Origin of the sequence: Streptomyces sp. NPDC092952, assembly GCF_044754785.1 — a bacterium.
GTDB lineage: Bacteria > Actinomycetota > Actinomycetes > Streptomycetales > Streptomycetaceae > Streptomyces.
Genome location: NZ_JBIVPT010000007.1, coordinates 259,012 through 274,268 on the forward strand (window position 1 = coordinate 259,012; position 15,257 = coordinate 274,268).

General features: G+C 74.6%; 12 protein-coding genes. 11 read left to right on the forward strand and 1 reads right to left on the reverse strand.

The window, feature by feature from the left end; translation table 11 throughout:
- Positions 1 to 113 precede the first annotated feature (113 nt).
- The 9 genes from ACIQGQ_RS19645 (at position 114) to ACIQGQ_RS19685 (ending at position 11,858) form a co-directional block, all read left to right on the forward strand.
- Entirely contained in the window at positions 114 to 1,175 is a 1,062-nt protein-coding gene (locus tag ACIQGQ_RS19645; RefSeq protein ID WP_402397454.1) for a methionine ABC transporter ATP-binding protein, read from the forward strand.
- Positions 1,172 to 1,843 (forward strand): methionine ABC transporter permease, encoded by a 672-nt coding sequence (locus ACIQGQ_RS19650; RefSeq protein WP_402397456.1) that lies wholly within the window; start codon positions 1,172 to 1,174, stop codon positions 1,841 to 1,843. The genes ACIQGQ_RS19645 and ACIQGQ_RS19650 overlap by 4 nt, the downstream gene beginning before the upstream one ends.
- A gap of 69 nt (positions 1,844 to 1,912) precedes the next feature.
- Positions 1,913 to 2,776: a MetQ/NlpA family ABC transporter substrate-binding protein gene (locus ACIQGQ_RS19655; RefSeq protein ID WP_402397459.1), complete on the forward strand. Its 864-nt coding sequence runs from the start codon at positions 1,913 to 1,915 to the stop codon at positions 2,774 to 2,776.
- 140 nt (positions 2,777 to 2,916) lie between these two features.
- Positions 2,917 to 3,564 (forward strand): GNAT family N-acetyltransferase, encoded by a 648-nt coding sequence (locus tag ACIQGQ_RS19660; protein WP_352277490.1) that lies wholly within the window; start codon positions 2,917 to 2,919, stop codon positions 3,562 to 3,564.
- Positions 3,565 to 3,671: 107 nt separating this feature from the next.
- Entirely contained in the window at positions 3,672 to 4,904 is a 1,233-nt protein-coding gene (gene cbiE / locus ACIQGQ_RS19665) for a precorrin-6y C5,15-methyltransferase (decarboxylating) subunit CbiE (protein ID WP_402397461.1), read from the forward strand.
- A gap of 333 nt (positions 4,905 to 5,237) precedes the next feature.
- Positions 5,238 to 8,663 (forward strand): nicotinate-nucleotide--dimethylbenzimidazole phosphoribosyltransferase, encoded by a 3,426-nt coding sequence (gene cobT, locus ACIQGQ_RS19670; protein ID WP_402397464.1) that lies wholly within the window; start codon positions 5,238 to 5,240, stop codon positions 8,661 to 8,663.
- Positions 8,664 to 8,898: 235 nt separating this feature from the next.
- The gene (cobA, locus tag ACIQGQ_RS19675; RefSeq protein ID WP_402397467.1) at positions 8,899 to 10,155 is read left to right on the forward strand and encodes a uroporphyrinogen-III C-methyltransferase; all 1,257 of its coding nucleotides are present in this window, start codon (positions 8,899 to 8,901) and stop codon (positions 10,153 to 10,155) included.
- Between the two features lie 87 nt (positions 10,156 to 10,242).
- Positions 10,243 to 11,076, forward strand: a complete 834-nt coding sequence (locus ACIQGQ_RS19680) for a TrmH family RNA methyltransferase (RefSeq protein WP_402397469.1) — start codon at positions 10,243 to 10,245, stop codon at positions 11,074 to 11,076.
- A gap of 254 nt (positions 11,077 to 11,330) precedes the next feature.
- Positions 11,331 to 11,858: a heme-binding protein gene (locus tag ACIQGQ_RS19685; protein ID WP_402397706.1), complete on the forward strand. Its 528-nt coding sequence runs from the start codon at positions 11,331 to 11,333 to the stop codon at positions 11,856 to 11,858.
- Between the two features lie 40 nt (positions 11,859 to 11,898).
- On the opposite strand, the gene ACIQGQ_RS19690 is transcribed toward ACIQGQ_RS19685, so the two are convergent.
- Entirely contained in the window at positions 11,899 to 13,209 is a 1,311-nt protein-coding gene (locus ACIQGQ_RS19690; RefSeq protein ID WP_402397471.1) for a protein kinase, read from the reverse strand.
- 594 nt (positions 13,210 to 13,803) lie between these two features.
- On the opposite strand from ACIQGQ_RS19690, the gene ACIQGQ_RS19695 reads away from it, so the two are divergent.
- Both ACIQGQ_RS19695 and ACIQGQ_RS19700 read left to right on the forward strand, forming a co-directional pair.
- The gene (locus ACIQGQ_RS19695) at positions 13,804 to 14,010 is read left to right on the forward strand and encodes a hypothetical protein (RefSeq protein WP_352277480.1); all 207 of its coding nucleotides are present in this window, start codon (positions 13,804 to 13,806) and stop codon (positions 14,008 to 14,010) included.
- A gap of 259 nt (positions 14,011 to 14,269) precedes the next feature.
- Positions 14,270 to 15,229 carry a phosphotransferase family protein gene (locus ACIQGQ_RS19700; RefSeq protein WP_402397474.1) on the forward strand — a complete coding sequence of 320 codons (960 nt, stop codon included), beginning with the start codon at positions 14,270 to 14,272 and terminating at the stop codon, positions 15,227 to 15,229.
- Positions 15,230 to 15,257: the final 28 nt, after the last annotated feature.

The following is a 15,257-nucleotide window of genomic DNA, read 5'->3' on the forward strand; positions in this document are numbered from 1 at the left end:
CGCGCCGGAGACCGCGCCCGGACCACCCGGTCCCACGCCCCAGCAGTCTCATCGGACGAATGCCCCGTGCCCGGCGGACACCGCGTCGCGCACTCGACAGTGACGGAAACCCTGTGATCACCACTTCGGGCCTCACGAAGGTCTACCAGTCGCGCGGCCGCGAGGTCACCGCCCTGGACGGCGTCGACCTGCACGTCCGCGAGGGCGAGGTGTTCGGCGTCATCGGACAGAGCGGCGCCGGCAAGTCCTCCCTCATCCGCTGCGTCAACCTCCTGGAACGCCCCACCTCCGGCACCGTGACCGTGGACGGCCAGGACCTCACCGCCCTCGCCGGCCGGGGCCGCCGCGCCGGCCGGGAGCTGCGCGAGGCACGCAGCCGCATCGGCATGGTCTTCCAGCACTTCAACCTGCTGGCCTCCCGCACCGTCCAGGGCAACGTCGAACTCCCGCTGGAGATCCTCGGCGTCCCCGGCCGCGACCGGTCCCGCAAGGCCCTCGAACTCCTCGGCCTGGTCGGCCTCGCCGACAAGGCCAAGTCCTACCCCGGCCAGCTCTCCGGCGGCCAGAAGCAGCGCGTCGGCATCGCCCGCGCCCTGGCCGGCGACCCCAAGGTGCTGCTCTCCGACGAGGCGACCTCGGCCCTCGACCCCGAGACCACCCGCTCCGTCCTCCAGCTCCTGCGCGACCTCGGGCAGCAGCTCGGCCTCACCGTCCTGCTCATCACGCACGAGATGGACGTCGTCAAGACCGTCTGCGACTCCGCCGCGCTGATGCGCAAGGGCCGCGTCGTCGAGTCCGGCACCGTCCGCGACCTGCTCGCCACCCCCGGCTCCGCACTGGCCCAGGAACTGTTCCCCGTCGGCGGTACGGGCTCCGGCCCCGACCACACCGTCGTCGACGTCACCTTCCACGGCGACGCCGCCGGCCGGCCGGTGATCTCCCAGCTCTCCCGCACGTACAACATCGACATCTCGATCCTCGGCGCCGCGATGGACACCGTCGGCGGCCGCCAGATCGGCCGGATGCGCATCGAGCTGCCCGGCCGCTTCGAGGAGAACGTCGTACCGATCGGCTTCCTGCGCGAGCAGGGCCTCCAGGCGGACGTCGTCGAGGACCCCGCCGAATCCGTTCCCGCGCAGAACGCCGCACCGCTCACCAAGGAGGTGGCGAAGTGACCTGGTCCGAGATGCAGCCGCTGCTCGCCCAGGGGACCGTCGACACCCTCTACATGGTGCTCTGGGCCACCGTCGTCACCGTGGCCGTCGGACTGCCGCTGGGTGTCCTGCTGGTCCTCACCGACAAGGGCGGACTCCTCCGGAACGCCCCGGTGAACAAGATTGTCGGCGCCGTCGTGAACATCGGCCGCTCGCTGCCGTTCCTCATCCTGCTGATCGCGCTGATCCCCTTCACCACCTGGGTCGTCGGCACCTTCATCGGCCCCACCGCGATGATCGTCCCGCTCTCCGTCGGCGCCATCCCGTTCTTCGCCCGGCTCGTCGAGACCGCCGTCCGCGAGGTCGACCACGGGCTCGTCGAAGCCGTCCAGTCGATGGGCGGCTCCATCCCGACGATCGTCCGCAAGGTCCTGCTGCCGCAGGCGCTGCCCTCGCTCGTCTCCGCCGTCACCACCACCGTCATCGTGCTCGTCGGCTACTCCGCGATGGCCGGCGCGGTCGGCGGCGAGGGGCTCGGCTCCAAGGCCGTCACCTACGGATACCTGCGCTTCGACAACCGCTTCATGCTCGTCACCGTCGCCCTGCTCATCGTCATCGTGACCGTGATCCAGCTGATCGGCGACACCGCCGTACGCCTGCTGGCCCGCCGGGGCCGCAGCGCCACCTGAGACTTCTCTCCCCGCAAGCCCGCACTCCTTGTCCGGGCGCACCACCACCACTGGAAAGAGGCACTTTTCGTGCGTAAGAACATCAAGATCACCGCGGCCGCCGCCGCCCTCGGCGCCCTCGCCCTCGGCCTCACCGCCTGCGGCACCTCCTCCGACCCGGGCGCCAAGAGCGACAGCGCCAAGGCCGACACCTCCAAGCCGCTCGTCGTCGCCGCGTCCCCGACGCCGCACGCCGACATCCTGGGCTTCGTCCAGAAGAACCTGGCCGAGAAGGCCGGCCTCAAGCTGGAGGTCAAGGAGTTCACGGACTACGTCCTGCCGAACACCGCCACCGAGACCGGCCAGGTCGACGCCAACTTCTTCCAGCACCAGCCGTACCTGGACGACTTCAACGCGAAGAAGAACACCCACCTCGTCTCCGTCGGCACCGTCCACCTGGAGCCCCTCGGCCTGTACTCCAAGAAGGTCAAGGACCTCAAGGACATCAAGTCCGGCCAGACCATCGCCGTTCCCAACGACACCACCAACGAGGGCCGCGCGCTCCAGCTCCTCGCCGAGAACGGCCTCATCACCCTCAAGGACGGCGTCGGCTCCAGCGCCAGGCTGAGCGACATCACCGACAAGAAGGGCCTGGAGTTCAAGGAGCTGGAGGCCGCCACCGTGCCCCGCGCGCTGAACGAGGTGGACGCCGCCGTCATCAACGGCAACTACGCCATCGAGGCCGACCTCAAGCCCGCCAAGGACGCCCTGGTGCTGGAGAAGGCCGACGGCAACCCGTACGCCAACATCATCGCCGTCAAGAAGGGCAACGAGAAGGACGCCCGCGTCCAGAAGCTCCTGGAGCTCCTGCACTCCGACGAGGTCAAGAAGTTCATCGAGGACACCTACCAGGGCTCGGTCGTCCCTGCCTTCGGGACCGCCGCCAAGTCCTGACCACCGCACCGCACTTGCCCGACGGGCCCCGCGCACCCCGCCAGGGGGGCGCGGGGCTCCGGCGTTCCGACCCGACCATGCGCGACGACGGGCCGATGCTGCATGCTGTGCCTTTAACGGTCTTCGGCATGGAGCTGCGCATGACTTCCACCTTCCCGGACATCTCCATCAGCACGGACCGGTTGGTGCTGCGCCCCTTCGACATGGTGGACCTCCCCGCGTACATCGAGATGATGAACGACGAGATGGTCACCGCCTGGACCGACGCCCCCCACCCCTACACCCGGATCGACGCCGAACGGTGGGTCCGCAGGATCGCCCCCGCCCGGCGCACCGCCGGCGACGGCATCGTGCTCGCCGTCACCGAGTTCCTCACCCAGCGGCTCGTCGGCTCGGTCCGGCTCCACCGCACCGACTGGCGCACCCTCGCCACCGAGGGCTCCTACATCACCGCCCCCTGGGCCCGGGGCGAGGGATACGCCACCGAGGCCATGCTGGCGGTGGCCCAGTGGCTCTTCCGCGACCAGGGCTTCGAACGCCTCGAACTGCGCACCGCGGCCGACAACACCGCCGCCCAGCAGGTCGCCCAGAAACTCGGCTGCATCAGCGAGGGCGTCCTGCGCAACGCCCGCATAGCGCGGAGCCGGACCGACAACGGCACCGACGGCGGCTGGACCGACATCAGGACCGACCTCATCGTCTGGGGACTGCTCCCCGAGGACCTCGAAGGCGTGGCCGAGCAGCTCGCCGACGCAAGCGGCTACGGCAGCTACAACGACTGGAACTGACCCTCCGAAGGGCTCGGGGCGCCGAGCCGGTACGGACCGGGTAATGTCACCCTGCCCGCTCCTCCCCACCACCCCCGCCTGCGACGACTCCAGGAGACTGACGACACATGGCCGATCGGGTCACCGTGATCGGCTGGGACGGCTCGCCCCTGACGGAAGCGGCCGCGGCAGCCCTCTCGGCCGCCACGCTCGTCGCCGGAGCCGCCCACCACCTCGAACTCCCCGAGGTCCCGGCGAACGCCGAACGCATCCGCCTGGGCTCCATCGACCTCGCCGCCCGCCGGATCGCCGGCCACCGGGGCAGCGCCGTGGTGCTCGCCGACGGCGACCCCGGCTACTTCGGCGTCGTCCGCACCCTCCGCGCCCCCGAGCACGGGCTGGAGGTCGAGGTCGTCCCGGCCGTGTCCTCCGTCGCCGCCGCGTTCGCCCGCGCGGGCATGCCGTGGGAGGACGCCCGCACGGTCGTCGCCCACCCCCGCACCCTGCGCCGCGCCGTCAACGTCTGCCGCGCCCACCACAAGGTCGCCGTCCTCACCTCGCCTGGCGCCGGCCCCGCCGAACTGGCCCTGCTCCTCGAAGGCGTCCACCGCACCTTCGTCATCTGCGAGGAGCTCGGCACCGCCCGCGAGCAGGTCACCGTCGTCGCCTCCGACAAGGCCGCCGACCACGTCTGGCGCGACCCCAACGTCGTGATCGTCCTCGGCGGCGGATCCGAACCCCCGGCCACCGGTGCCTGGATCTCCGGCCGCCGCCCCGGCCACCCGCACGGTGTACGCGGCTGGGCGCTGCCCGCCGAGGCGTACCCGGACGGCGCGGCGGGGGACGGCGAGGGCGGGGCCCCCGGGCTGCGCGCCGCCCAGCTGGCCCGCCTCGGCCCGCGCACCGGTGACCTCCTCTGGGACATCGGCTCCGGCGGCGGCGCGCTGGCCGTGGAGGCGGCCCGCTTCGGCGCGGCCGTCCTGGCGGTCGACAGCGACCCGGCGGCCTGCGCCCGTACCGCGGCCGCCGCACGGGCCCACGGCGTCCAGCTCCAGGTCGTCGAGGGCCGGGCACCCCATGTGCTGGAACGGCTGCCGGAACCGGACATCGTACGGATCGGGGGCGGCGGGGTGCCCGTCGTCACCGCCGTCACCGACCGGCGCCCGGAACGCGTCGTGACCCACGCCTCGACGCGGGACGAGGCCGAGGCGCTCGGCGCCGCCCTCGCCGCGAACGGGTACACCGTCCGCTGCTCGCTGCTCCAGTCCGTCGAACTCGACACGACCGCCTGGTCGGAACGGGAACGCGCGGTCGTGTTCCTCCTCTCGGGCCTGCGCTCGGACCTGTGCCCGGACCTCTGAGCCGGGCGGTGCGTGGCGCGAGGTAGGCTGGCCGATTGTTGTACCGCGCCCGGACGTTCGTCGCTTCGTTCGTCAATGTCCGGAAAAGGGGACTGTTTTGGTTCCGGCTGTGGTACGGCGGAACCGGGGGACGCGCGACGTGGCGCAGTCCACAGCGGGCCGTGGCGAAATGGGCTGCCGCGGCGGCGAATGGCCGCGAGAATGCAGTATGTCCGCGACCGTTTCGTGCCGCGCGGCGAGCCCGCTCGTTCTTGTTGACGAGCACCGGCCCGCCGTGTTCGGGCGTCCCGGGCGAAGGGCCGAAGAAGACTGACGAATGGGCGAGGGGTACGCATGAGTGACACCGGCCAGATCCCGGGTGAGGGACTGCCGGAGAACGCAGGCACGGTGGAGCAGCCGGGCGTCGCCGCCCCGGAGGCCTACGCCTACCTCGCTCCCTCCGAGCATGTCGTCGAGGACGACGACGTTCTCCTGATGCCGAGCCCCCAGGGCGGATGGAGCGACCCGCAGCCCGTCCCGGCCCCGGTGTACCCCGAGGGCGTCGCCGCCCCGGCCCCGCTGCCCGCCCAGGGCGGGAGCCACCAGGCCCTGCCCACGGCACAGCCCTACGCGCAGCCGGCCGGCGAGCCCCCCGCCCGGGCCCAGGAGCCCGTTCCCGCGCCGGAGCCCGCCCCGGCACAGGCAACGGAGGCGTACCCCGCCCCGCAGCCGGTGGCGGAGCCGCTGCCCGTGCCCGGCCAGGGCACCCACGAGTCCGGCGGCCGCGACTCCGGCTCGGTCGACCTGAGCGGCGTACGCATGCCGGAGCCCGCCCCCGTTCCCGCCCCCGCTCAGGCGGCCCAGGTCCCGCCGCAGGCACCGGCGCGCCGGCCGCTGCACCGCGGCCCGGTAGCGGCCGACGGATCGCCGACGTACGGCGGCGGTACGCCCACCGGTGGTGTGGTGCGCTCGCTCGCCGACCGGGGGCCCGCGGGCGCCCCGCGGGCCCGTACCCGCGTCCGCGCCCAGGCCCCGGCCGCGCCGGCGCCGGTCGCCCCGGGCCCGGAGTACTTCGAGGCACCGGTCGAGGACGCCTCGCAGCTGCCGCAGCCGGGGGAGTTCGCGCCGCAGGGCGGCAGCCCGTGGGCGGCCCAGGCCCCTGCCGTCGCCGAGACCCCGGCACCGCAGCCGGAGGCCGTACCGGCCGTGGCGGAGCAGATCGCCCCGGAGCCGGTCGCCGAGACGGCGGAGGCCGTGGCGCAGCCCGTGGCCGAACCGGTCGTGGAGCCCGTCGTCGAAGCGGTGGCCGAACCGGCCCCGGCGCAGGCCGAGCCCGCTCCGGTGGCGGAGCCGCAGGCCGAGGCCCCGGTCGCCGATCCCGTGGTGACCGAGCCGACGGCCGCCGAGGCCGCACCGGATGTTCCGGTCGCTCCGGCCGTGGAGCCGGAGCCGGTGGGGGACGAAGCGGTCGCCGAGGCGCCTGCCGAGGCCGTGGTGGCGCAGGACATCGCCGAGGCCGTTCCTACGGAGCAGCCCGTGCCTGTGGACGGCCCGGTGCCCACGGATCCGCGCCCCGCCCCGGAGGCCGTCGCGGAACCGGCTGTGGAACCGGCCGCCGAGGCGGAGCCCGAGGCCGTGCCCGCTTCCGAGACTCCCGAGGTGTCCGAGACCCCCGAGGTTTCCGTGGCTTCGGAGACCGCCGAGCCCGAGCCCGAGCGTGTTCCGTTCGTCATGGAGCCCGTGCGGCCCGCCCAGCCGGAGGCCGTCGAGCCCGTCGCTGAGGCGGCCCCCGCCGGAGCCCCGGAGCAGGCACCCGTACCCGCCCCGGAGCCCGAGGCGCCGGTCGCGGCCGGGCCGGAGCCGGTGGCCGTCGAGGTCCCGGACGCTCCGGACGCCACCGCCGACGCGGAAGCGGCCGGTCCCGCCGAGGAGCCGGAACCGGCCCCCGCCGAGCAGCCCGAGGCCGCGCCCGCCGCGTCCGTACAGCCGGAAGCCCGGTCCGAGGAGTCCGCGCCCGAGGCCGAGGCGGAGCCCGAGGCCCCCGCCGGTCCGCCCGCCCCCGGCTACGACGACGCCGAGCGCGAGGCGGTGCTCCGGGTCATGCGCGAGCGCCGTGACATCCGCAACGGCTTCCGCAGCGACCCCATCCCGCACGAGGTCCTGCTCCGCGTCCTCGAAGCCGCGCACACCGCGCCCAGCGTCGGCCACTCCCAGCCCTGGGACTTCGTCGTCATCCGCTCCGCGGAGACCCGCCGCTCCATGCACGAACTGGCCCAGCGCCAGCGCGACGCCTACGCCAAGTCGCTGCCCAAGGGCCGGGCCAAGCAGTTCAAGGAACTGAAGATCGAGGCCATCCTCGACACCCCGGTGAACATCGTCGTCACCGCCGACCCCACCCGCGGCGGCCGCCACACCCTCGGCCGGCACACCCAGCCGCAGATGGCCCCGTACTCCTCCGCGCTCGCCGTCGAGAACCTCTGGCTCGCCGCCCGCGCCGAGGGGCTCGGCGTCGGCTGGGTCAGCTTCTTCGACGAGCGGGAGATGGTCCGCGCCCTGGGCCTGCCCGAGCACCTCGAGGTCGTCGCGTATCTCTGCGTCGGTTACGTCGACGAGTTCCCCGAGGAGCCCGAGCTGATGCAGGCGGGCTGGTCCAAGCGGCGCCCGCTGTCCTGGGTCGTCCACGAGGAGACGTACGGCCGCCGCGCCCTGCCCGGCGAGGAGCCGCACGACCTGCTCCAGGAGACCATCGCCAACATCCGCCCGCTGGACGCCAAGGCGCTCGGCGAGGCGTGGGAGCGCCAGAAGAGGATGACCAAGCCGGCCGGGGCGCTCGGCATGCTGGAGATCATCTCCGCGCAGCTGTCCGGGCTCTCCCGCGTCTGCCCGCCGCCGATCCCCGAGCCCGCGGCCGTCGCGGTCTTCGCCGGCGACCACGGGGTGCACGCCCAGGGCGTCACGGCCTGGCCGCAGGAGGTCACCGGCCAGATGGTCGCCAACTTCCTCGGCGGCGGCGCGGTCTGCAACGCCTTCGCCTCCCAGGTGGGCGCCGAGGTCTGCGTGGTCGACGTCGGCGTGGCGATGGAACTGCCCGCGACGCCCGGCCTGCTGCCCCGCAAGGTCCGTGCCGGAACGGCCGACTTCACGACCGGCCCCGCCCTCACCCGCGAGGAGGTCCTCGCCGCGATCGAGGTCGGCATCGAGACCGCCCGTGACCTGGTCGCGGCCGGCAACAAGGGTCTGCTCACCGGTGAGATGGGCATCGCCAACACCACCGCGTCGGCCGCGCTGATCAGCGTCTACACCGGCATGGACCCGGCCGAGGTGACCGGGCGCGGCACCGGCATCAACGACGAGATGCACGCCCGCAAGGTCGACGTGGTGCGCCGCGCCCTCGACCTCCACCAGCCCGACCCGGCCGACCCGATCGGGGTGCTGGCCGCGGTCGGCGGTCTGGAGCACGCCGCGATGGCCGGGTTCCTGCTCGGCGGCGCTTCGCTCCGTACGCCGGTGATCCTCGACGGCGTCAGCGCGGGCGCGGCGGCCCTGGTCGCGCGGGCGATCGCCCCCGAGGCCCTGTCCGCCTGCATCGCGGGCCACCGCAGCGCCGAGCCCGGCCACGTCGCCGCGCTCAACAAGCTGGGCCTGCGTCCGCTGGTCGACCTCGACCTCCGCCTCGGCGAAGGCACCGGCGCGCTGCTGGCCCTGCCGATCGTGCAGAGCGCCGCACGGGCGATGCACGAGGTGGCGACGTTCGATTCGGCCGGCGTCACCGAGAAGTAACGAACCGCCAACCGGAAGCGGCGCACCGCGACCGGGACGGCCGGCACCCGGCCCGGACCGTACGCCCCACGGCGTCCGGCCCGGGCCGGACGGCCGTCGAGGGCCGCCCGGCCCTCCCGCCCCGTACCCCGGCGCACCCCGTATCGTGGCCTCACGCTCCACAAAACCGCACGTCACCGCCGCTCCACCGTCGCAGCGGCCCGCATTCCGCATCGCACGAGGAGTCCGCACCGCCATGGCCGAGCACGCCGATCACCCCGCGTACCCCGTCGGACTCCGCCTGGGCGGGCGCCGCGTCGTCGTCATCGGCGGCGGCCAGGTCGCGCAGCGCCGCCTCCCGGCACTCATCGCGGCGGGCGCCGACATCACCCTCGTATCGCCGTCCGCGACCCCGTCCGTCGAGGCGATGGCCGACGCCGGGGAGATCCGCTGGGAGCGCCGCCGCTACCGGGACGGCGACCTCGCCGACACCTGGTACGCCCTCGTCGCCTCCGACGACGACGCGGCCAACGAGGCCGCCTCCGCCGAGGCCGAGCGCACCCGCACCTGGTGCGTACGGAGCGACGACGCCGACGTGGCCACCGCCTGGACCCCGGCCACCGGTCGCAGCGAGGGCGTCACCGTCGCCGTCCTCTCCACCGACGCCCGGGGCCGCGACCCGCGCCACTCCGCCGCCGTCCGCGACGCCATCGTCGAGGGGCTCCGCGACGGCACGCTCGCCGCCCCCCACCACCGCGCCCGGTCGGTCCCCGGTGTCTCCCTGGTCGGCGGCGGCCCCGGCGACCCCGACCTGATCACCGTGCGCGGCCGCCGGCTGCTCGCCGAGGCCGACGTCGTCATCGCCGACCGGCTCGGCCCGCGCGACCTTCTCGACGAACTGCCGCCGCACGTCGAGGTGATCGACGCGGCGAAGATCCCGTACGGCCGCTTCATGGCCCAGGAGGCGATCAACCAGGCGCTCATCGAGCACGCCAAGGCGGGCAAGGCCGTCGTACGGCTCAAGGGCGGCGACCCGTTCGTCTTCGGGCGGGGCATGGAGGAGGCCCAGGCGCTCGCCGCCGAGGGCATCGCCTGCACCGTCGTGCCCGGCATCTCCAGTTCGATCTCCGTGCCCGGCGCCGCCGGAATCCCCGTCACCCACCGAGGCGTCGCCCACGAGTTCACCGTCGTCAGCGGCCATGTCGCCCCCGACGACCCGCGCTCACTGGTCGACTGGGCGGCGCTCGCCCGGCTCCGCGGCACCCTGGTCCTGCTGATGGCCGTCGACAAGATCGGCCCCATCGCGAAGGCCCTGATCGAGCACGGCAGGTCCCCGGACACCCCGGTGGCCCTCGTCCAGGAAGGCACCACGGCCGCCCAGCGCCGCGTCGACGCCACCCTCGCGACCGTGGCCGAGCGGGCCGCCGCCGAGGACGTACGCCCCCCGGCCGTCATCGTCATCGGCGACGTCGTCGCGGTCGGCACCGGCACCGCCCCGCTCCCCGCCGAGTGACCATCCGCACCCCTCCGAGTAACCAGCGGTAACAGAACTTCTCCCGAGCCGTTGGCACCGCACACCGGACAAGGCAGTATCGAACCCGTGGCTGATCTCATCACCGTCGACGACCCCGACGACCCCCGCCTGAGCGACTACACCGGACTCACCGACGTCGAACTCCGCCGCAGGCGGGAACCCGTGGAGGGCCTCTTCATCGCCGAGGGCGAGAAGGTGATCAGACGGGCCAGGCACGCCGGGTACGAGATGCGCTCGATGCTGCTCTCGGCGAAGTGGGTCGACCTGATGCGGGACGTCATCGACGAGGTCCCGGCCCCGGTCTACGCGGTCAGCCCCGAGCTCGCCGAGCGCGTCACCGGCTACCACGTCCACCGCGGCGCCCTCGCCTCGATGCAGCGCAGGCCCCTGCCGACCGTCGACGCACTGCTGACCGGGACGGACGGCGACGACCGCGCGGTCCGGCGCGTCGCCGTCTTCGAGGACATCGTCGACCACGCCAACCTGGGCGCCGCCTTCCGCAACGCGGCGGCCCTCGGCATCGACGCGGTGCTCCTCACCCCGCGCTGCGCGGACCCCCTCTACCGGCGATCCGTGAAGGTCTCGATGGGCGGCGTCTTCCAGGTGCCGTGGACCCGCCTGGAGTCCTGGCCCAAGGACGTCGAGGTGCTGCGCGCCGCGGGCTTCACGCTCGCCGCCCTCTGTCTGAGTGAACGGGCGATCACCCTCGACGAGCTCGCCGCGCGCGACCACGAGCGGCTCGCGCTGGTCTTCGGTACGGAAGGCGCGGGCCTCGCCCCCGGAACCCTCGCCGCGGTCGACGAGCACGTCCGCATCCCGATGGACGCGGGCGTCGACTCCCTCAACGTGGCCGCCGCCTCCGCCGTCGCCTTCTACGCCACCCGGCCGTCCGCCGCCTGACCCCGGACCGCACCTTTCCCGCCCCGGTGTCAACCGATCGGCCGACCCCGGGGTCGGCCGGTCCGCCCGCCACGAGGAGCCGGTACGCCGACGGGGCGGGGGACCCTCCGGCCGCACTCTTGATCGGAACGGGACGGCAGGAGCCGGCGGGTTCGGACGCCGGATCGCCGGACGGACGGAGCCGCACCCCGCACCCAGGAGCAGGAGTGAGGCCAGTGACCGCAGTGAAGCACGCCAGGAAGACCTCGAAGCGGATGCGCGTCGTCATCGGCGGCACGGTGGCCGGCGCCGTCGCCCTCGGCACGTTCGCAGTGGTCAACGCCAACGCCGGGTCCGCCGGGACCACCGCCGTAACCGCCGACGCGGTGGACGGCAGTCTCCGGGAGAGCACGCACCTGACGCTGGCGGCCGCGACGAGGGCGGCGCGGGCGACGCTGGACGCGGCGGAGAAGGAGAACCAGCGGGTCTCGGTCGCGGTCGTGGACCGCAACGGGAACACGATCCTCACCCTGCGCGGCGACGGCGCCGGCCCGCAGGCCTACGAATCGGCCGTGAAGAAGGCGTACACCGCCGTCTCCTGGAACGCCCCGACCTCCGAGCTCGCCAAGCGCCTGGCCAACGCCCCCACCCTCAAGGACATCCCCGGCACCCTCTTCCTCGCCGGCGGCGCCCCCGTCACCGCCGAGGGCGCCCCGATCGCCGCCATCGGCGTCGCCGGAGCCCCCTCCGGCGACCTCGACGAGAAGTTCGCCCAGGCCGGCGTCGCCGCGCTCGGCGAGTAGCGGGCGGAGGGAACGACCGCGGGGCCTCGGCCCGGGGCCGCTACTGGCGCAGGCTGTGCGTCGTACCGTTGCCGGAAGGGGCGACGCCCATGCCCCGGGCCGGTCCCTGACAGCCCTGGGCCACCGCGATACCGAGCGCCACCAGCAGCGTCACGACGACGAAGACGAAGAGCCGCTGGCGCAGCAGCCGCGGATTGGCCGGGCGCAGCCCCGACGAGGTGGGACGGTTCCCGGGCCGGGCCCCCGGGCGGCCGTTCGCCCCGGCCGTGCCGTGCGGACGCCGCCCCGACCGGGTGGTGTCGCGCGGCGGCTGCTGCCGGGGCGGGCGCGAACCGCCGGTCCGGGGAGCACCGGCCCGCGACGACGGGCCGGGCCGGCCGCCCTGCGACAGGGGCTGCTTCTGCGGCCGGGACGCGGGCGGCGCCGACCGGCGCGTCTGCTGTTCGGTGTACGGGCCGTCCATCCGGCCGGTCGGCCGGTCCAGCTCCCGTGCCGAACGCTGCGCCGGGGGCCGGCTTTCGTGCAGCCCCTGGGCCTCGCGCGCCGCGATCTCCTTGAGCCGCATGGAGAGTTGCAGCGTGCTCGGCCGCTCCTCGGGGTCCTTCGCCAGGCAGGCCCTCACCAGCGGCGCGAGCGCGTCGTGCACATCGTGCAGATGGGGCTCCTCGTGCACCACGCGGTACAGCATCACCTCGGAACTGCCGTGCCCGAACGGCGAGTCCGCCGTGGCCGCGTACGCCAGCGTCGCCCCCAGCGCGAACACATCGGTCGCCGGGGTCACGGCCGCGCCCCGCACCTGCTCGGGCGCGAGGAACCCCGGCGAACCCACCGCCGTACCGACATGGGTCAGGGTGGAGGCCCCGGTCGCCCAGGCGATTCCGAAGTCGATGATCCGCGGGCCCTTGGGGGACAGGAGGATGTTCGACGGCTTCAGGTCGCGGTGGACCACCCCCGCCTCGTGCACCGCCACCAGGCCCTCCGAGAGGGCGGCCCCGATCGCGGCCACCTCGGCCGCCGACAGCGGACCCTCCTCGGCCACCTTGTCGTGCAACGAGGGCCCCGGGACGTACTGCGTGGCGAACCACGGCCGGTCCGCCTCCAGGTCCGCCGCCACCAGCCGCGCCGTGCAGCCGCCCCGGATCCGCCGGGCGGCGGACACCTCGCGCGCGAAGCGGGAGCGGAACTCCTGGTCCTCCGCCAGGTCCGGGCGGATCACCTTCAGCGCCACCCGCTGGCCCCGCCGGTCCGAACCCAGGTAGACGACGCCCATGCCGCCCGCCCCGAGCCGCCGGTGCAGCCTGAACGAACCGACGACACGCGGGTCCTCGCGCCGGAGCCGCATCATCGCCATGTCTGCCCATCCCCGCTGCCTGGTCCGCCTGACGAGGCACAGCTTACGTACCCGGCGCCCGGGGCGCTCAGAGGCCGCGCCCTCGCCCGCCGATCGATTGTCGGTACCCGGCCCGGCCGCTGACGGGGCGTACGACGGCCGCCGTGCCGGGTCCCCGGCGGGGTGCGGGCCCAAGGAGGCGGCGGCACGCGGCGGTTGGCGCCCCGACGCCCCGCGCCGTACGCGCCGCCCGGATCTCCCTCCCACCGTTCCGCGCCTCCTCCGGCACCGCACCGGGGCGGGCCCCGGCTGTACGGGACGCGGAAGGGTGAGTGACATCACGGCCGCCGCACCCGCCCCACCGGCCAACGGTTCGGGCATCCCGCCGAGTTCGCCGTACCCCTCCGGGATCTCCCCAGGCCCGGTCGTACCGGTCTCCACCCAGGGGAGTACGCCGACGGGCCGGGGCTCATCCTCTCGTAGGCCCGGCAATCGGTACGCGGGCATGACGCCCCCGCCGCCGCGCTTCCCTAGTGTGGGAGGTGAGCGGTGGGTACAGAACTCGTTCCCCGAGGTCACACGCCCGCCGCTCTCCAACGAGTCAGGAGAGGAACCATGGCGGACACGGCGGCACGGACCACCATCCGCGCGGCACGCGGGGCGCGCGCCCCGCTCGCCGTCCGGCCCGCGGCCGGCACGCGTCACCCGCTGGTGGCGACGGCGATGGTTCTTCCCCTGGCGGCCCTGCTCGTGGTCGTCTTCGGCGGCTGGGACGCGGTGGTCACACAGGCGTCGTCCGTGGGCGTGATGCTGGGGCGCTGAGCGGCGCCCCGGGTCCGGAAGAGCGGTCCGGACCGGGACATCCGGCCAACAACCCCGTGGGGACGGGGGTGCGTCGGGCGGCAGCGTTTGTCCGGTCAGCTGGGGAGCTGACCGGACATCGCGCTGTCCGGGCCCGTTCGCGTCCCGCATACGGGCGGCGACGGGTCCACCGGCAACGCCCTGCCCCTCCACGCCCCGCGTACGCTCGTCGGCGGACCCGGCACGGACCGGGCCGCACCGTCCGCCACCGGGGGAGACCGTGACCACCGCAGTCGTACGCGCGCTCGGCGCCCTCGCCCACCGGGCCGCCCACGCGCACCCCGAGGAGCCCTGCGCCTGCCCGCCCCCGCTGGTGCTCGCCGACCGCGCGGACGGCACCGTGGTCCGCAGCGGCCCCGTCGTCGCCAAGGCCCACGCCCCCGGCACGGACGGCCCCGGGCTGACCGGCCGGATGGCCCTCGCCTCCGACCCCTGCCTGTCCGGGGTCCTCCTCGCCCCTCTGGAACCCCGGCCCACCGCCCTGCTCCACGACCGCCCCGTCACCCTGTGGCCGCACGGCGACCCGGTCGACCCGGACGAACCCGACGCCGCCCCCTGGGCGGAGGCCGCCGCGCTGCTGGCCACGCTGCACCGGACCCCCGCCCCGCCCGGCCTCGCCCTTCCGCCGATGCGCGGCCCCGCCAAAGCGGCGAGGGCCGTGGCCCGGATGCGCGCCGCCCGTCCGGACGATCCGGCCGCCGCCCCGGTCCTCGCCGCCTGGCACCGGCTGCCGCCCTGGGCCCGGGGCGAAGCCGCCCCGCCCGCGCACCGCCGCTTCCTGTGCCACGGCGACCTCCACCTCGGCCAGCTCGTCCGCCACCCGGCCCCGGACGGACCCTGGCGGCTCATCGACCTCGACGACGCCGGTCTCGGCGACCCCGCCTGGGATCTCGCCCGGCCCGCCGCCTGGTACGCGGCCGGAATCCTGCCGCCCGACGTCTGGCACCGCTTCCTCGACGGCTACCGGGCGGCGGGCGGGCCCGCGGTGCGCCCCGGGGGAGACCCGTGGCCGGAGCTGGACGTACCGGCCCGGGCACTGAGTGTGCAGACCGCCGCACTGGCCCTTGCCAAGTCCGCCGCGGAGGGCAGGACTCCGGACGAGGTCGAGCAGGCGATGGTCGACGCCTGCGCCCGAATCGCTTCCCTCCCGCCCGAGTTGGGCACCGGCCACCCGTCGTAGGCTGGTCCGACCGCCGACGGGCACGCTG